Raw genomic sequence first — 3,353 nt, forward strand, 5'->3', positions numbered from 1 at the left:
TTTATTGGCATGGACCACTTTGCGCGCCCTGAAGATGAACTCGCAAAAGCTCAACGCTCGGGTACGTTGCAGCGCAATTTTCAAGGCTACACAACCCATGGCTCCGACGCTTTATTGGGCTTAGGCAACTCATCTATCAGTCAGGTAAATGGGGTGATTTGGCAAAATAGTAAAGATTTACCGGATTACTATGCGGCTCTGAAACAACAACAATTGCCGGTAGTAAAAGGCGTGAGCCTAACCCTCGATGATCAAATCCGGGCGGATTTAATTGCTGAGGTGATTTGTCATTTTCAACTAGATATCAAGCCATTCGAAGCGAAATGGCAACTGAGCTTCCGAGAGTACTTTGCCGATAGTATTCCACGGTTAGCCAATTTCCTTAATGATGATTTAGTAACACTGGATGATAATGCGTTACAGGTTACGGCTATTGGCCGCTTATGGGTACGCAGTATTTGCAGTACCTTTGATGCTTACTTACATGAAGGGCAACAACGTTACTCGAAAGTAGTGTAATCGCCCAAAAAATAAGCCCAGCTCATAACGTGATGAGTTGGGCTTTGCCATTCTGGGGCGTTATCCTAACCTCCACAGCTACCGCAGCATTGCCCTGCTAGTTGCTCTTCCGGCACGAATAACACCCGGCTTTCAAGCTCTATATGCGCACGTACATCCGCTACGAGTTCGCCAAGCAATTGATACAAAGCTCGCCACGTTCCGCATGCGCCGCTCGGTAATCGCAAGTTATCGGTGAGTGCCAGAATCTGCTGTACCGCCAGCTCATGATCATCATGCTCACTCTCCATCACCATAATTGGGCCTTGGGGATAGCTTTCGCCAGCGAGCATCGGGAACAAAATCTGCTCCTCTTTCATCATGTGGCTTTCTAACTCCTGAAACATTGCCGTTAAGTGCTCCGCCAAACCATCTGGACAATGCGCCTCGCCACCGTGTGCTTGCTCCACACGACGAGCAAGCAGAATTGCCTCAGGCAATTGTTGCCGATGCACTGCATGATAGCGTTCTAGAATGAACTCAATAAGCTCTGGGTTAGCGGCTTTCTGCCACTGATGAACACTGCGATTTAAGTTGGCTTCGGTGCTGGGTGAAAACTGCATACTACTCTCCTAGTGCGATTCAAATTAGCAATCGTTGAGATTGCGTACCACTACTCAGGTTTTGCAATAGTTGTGCCACCTTAGTGAAGTTACCCACATTTAGGGTTCATAGAGTAGCCCAAGCGTTTATTGGGCAAAATTCGCCACAGCGCACCTTGTAATCGCAAGAAACATGTTGTTACTAACATAAAGTAGGTACTCCTTTGTTGGAATATGCAGAAATTATCGCCCATGGTACTTTTTACCCTCGCTTCTTACGGTGGAATTCACCACCCCTAGGTAGAAAACACCATGATTCAAGAAACCTTACTTGCCGATCTCGTTACCAACCAGCCGGGCCCCGTTCGCTTGCAAAAGCTGGTGGCTACGTTAAAGAATTATTTTGATTGCGGCGCGGTAGTGCTGTTGCGCAAAGAAGACGATGCACTTACCCCAGTAGCAAACCATGGTTTGGTAAAGGAAGCATTTGGCCGGCGCTTTGAGCTTGCTCGCCACCCGCGGTTGGCCATGTTATGCAGCGCTCGCACCGCTATCCGTTTTGAGCCCAATAGCCCCCTGCCCGATCCCTATGATGGCCTCATTGAGGCGCAGCCCGGACAACACTTAGCAGTACATGATTGCATGGGTATGCCGTTATTCATTGAGGGGGAAACATGGGGGGTAGTTACCTTGGATGCGCTTACTCCGGGCACGTTTAACGAAACGCATCGTGTGGAGTTACAACGTTGCGCGTTGGTAATTGAAGCCATGCTGCGGATGTCTCGATTAGAGCAAGATAACAAGGCGCTGCGCCAAGGGCGGCAAAGTGAAGAGCAAATGGAGCGGAAGTTGCAAGCGGAAGCTTCGATTATTGGCCATAGTAAAGAAATTCGTGCCGTACTCGCTGAGCTGAGTGTAGTGGCCGATTCCGATTTGCCGGTATTACTACTAGGCGAAACCGGCACAGGTAAAGAACTATTCGCTCGGCGGCTGCATGTGCTTTCACCACGCAGCAAGCAGCCTATGGTGTATGTAAACTGCGCCGCACTACCGGAAACATTGGCTGAAAGTGAGCTTTTTGGGCATGCCAAAGGCGCGTTTTCCGGCGCTGCGGGAGAACGCCAAGGGCGTTTTGAAACAGCACATAATGGCACTATTTTTCTTGATGAAGTAGGTGAGCTACCATTGAGCATTCAAGCCAAGCTGCTGCGAGTTTTGCAAAATGGCGAAGTGCAACGATTGGGCACTGACAAAACTAGATATGTAGATGTGCGTATCGTGGCAGCTACTAACCGTAAGCTGCAAGAACAAGTGAAAAGTGGTGAGTTCCGAGCCGATTTGTACCATCGCCTATCCGTATACCCTCTGCATATTCCACCATTACGAGAGCGAGACAACGACATTCTGTTACTCGCTGGGTTCTTTTTAGAACAGAATCGTGCGCGGCTTGGCTTCCGTTCATTACGGCTATCAGCAAGCGCAGAACAGCTATTGCTCCACTATGATTGGCCGGGAAATGTGCGCGAACTTGAACATGTGGTTAGCCGTGCAGCAATCAAAGCGCTGAGCCACGGTGTAAATCGTGCCGACATTGTTAGCCTTACCCCAGAGTTTTTCCATGGCTTAAGCGATACACCCGTTGCGGCTTTGAGCAACGATGAAGTAATTACAACCAACGCTCCATTGCCCTCGCTAAAAAGCGCTGTGGAGCAAACACAACGCAACCTAATTCGCCACGCCCTTGCCGAAACTGAACAATCATGGGCGCATGCCGCGCGGGTTTTAGGCGTTGATGCCAGTAATCTGCATAAACTCGCAAACCGGCTAGGGTTAAAATAGCAGCTAGCCAGTATTAGAGTGAATAGTATTAAGTGCATACATTATAGAGCCCAGTATAGCCATGTAACCGAACCACAGAGAAAGCATATGAAACCTTTAGTAAATCCCATCAGCACATCGTTAAGCCATCAGCAAAGCATGCGTTACGCTCGCCACGTTATGTTGCCCGCGCTCGATTTTATTGGCCAAGAACGAATTCTTGCCGCACGAGTACTGATTGTAGGGGTTGGTGGATTAGGCTGTGCGGTTGCACCCTATTTGGCAAGTAGCGGCGTGGGCACGCTCTATTTAGCCGACCACGATAGCATTGACGAAAGCAATCTGCAGCGCCAGATTCTCTTTCGTGAAAGCGATGTGGGCGCGAACAAAGCCGAAACAGCTGCAAGCGCCTTGCAGCAGCTTAACAGTAGCATC

3 protein-coding genes and 1 pseudogene are annotated in these 3,353 nt (G+C 49.2%); 3 read left to right on the forward strand and 1 reads right to left on the reverse strand.

Translation table 11 applies throughout. The features are described 5' to 3' along the window. Positions 1-519: pseudogene (locus tag ACNA7P_RS11010) on the forward strand (oxygen-independent coproporphyrinogen III oxidase); the annotation flags it as partial. Positions 520-584: 65 nt separating this feature from the next. Here ACNA7P_RS11010 and ACNA7P_RS11015 read toward each other — a convergent pair. Further along, entirely contained in the window at positions 585-1,121 is a 537-nt protein-coding gene (locus ACNA7P_RS11015) for a hemerythrin domain-containing protein (RefSeq protein ID WP_416258672.1), read from the reverse strand. 291 nt (positions 1,122-1,412) lie between these two features. Between ACNA7P_RS11015 and norR the strand changes: the two genes are divergently transcribed. Both norR and ACNA7P_RS11025 read left to right on the forward strand, forming a co-directional pair. Next, positions 1,413-2,939: a nitric oxide reductase transcriptional regulator NorR gene (gene norR, locus ACNA7P_RS11020; protein WP_416258673.1), complete on the forward strand. Its 1,527-nt coding sequence runs from the start codon at positions 1,413-1,415 to the stop codon at positions 2,937-2,939. 87 nt (positions 2,940-3,026) lie between these two features. Beyond that, positions 3,027-3,353, forward strand: a 327-nt coding sequence (locus tag ACNA7P_RS11025) for a HesA/MoeB/ThiF family protein (RefSeq protein WP_416258674.1), incomplete at its 3' end; no start/stop codon positions are given.

The organism is Aliidiomarina sp., assembly GCF_047920995.1.
Lineage (GTDB): Bacteria > Pseudomonadota > Gammaproteobacteria > Enterobacterales > Alteromonadaceae > Aliidiomarina.

What these genes read in the sequence shown, in the direction of transcription:
- ACNA7P_RS11015 (WP_416258672.1), bottom strand. Translation starts at nt 1,121, where the DNA reads ATGCAGTTTTCACCCAGCACCGAAGCCAACTTAAATCGCAGTGTTCAT.
- norR (WP_416258673.1), top strand. Translation starts at nt 1,413, where the DNA reads ATGATTCAAGAAACCTTACTTGCCGATCTCGTTACCAACCAGCCGGGC.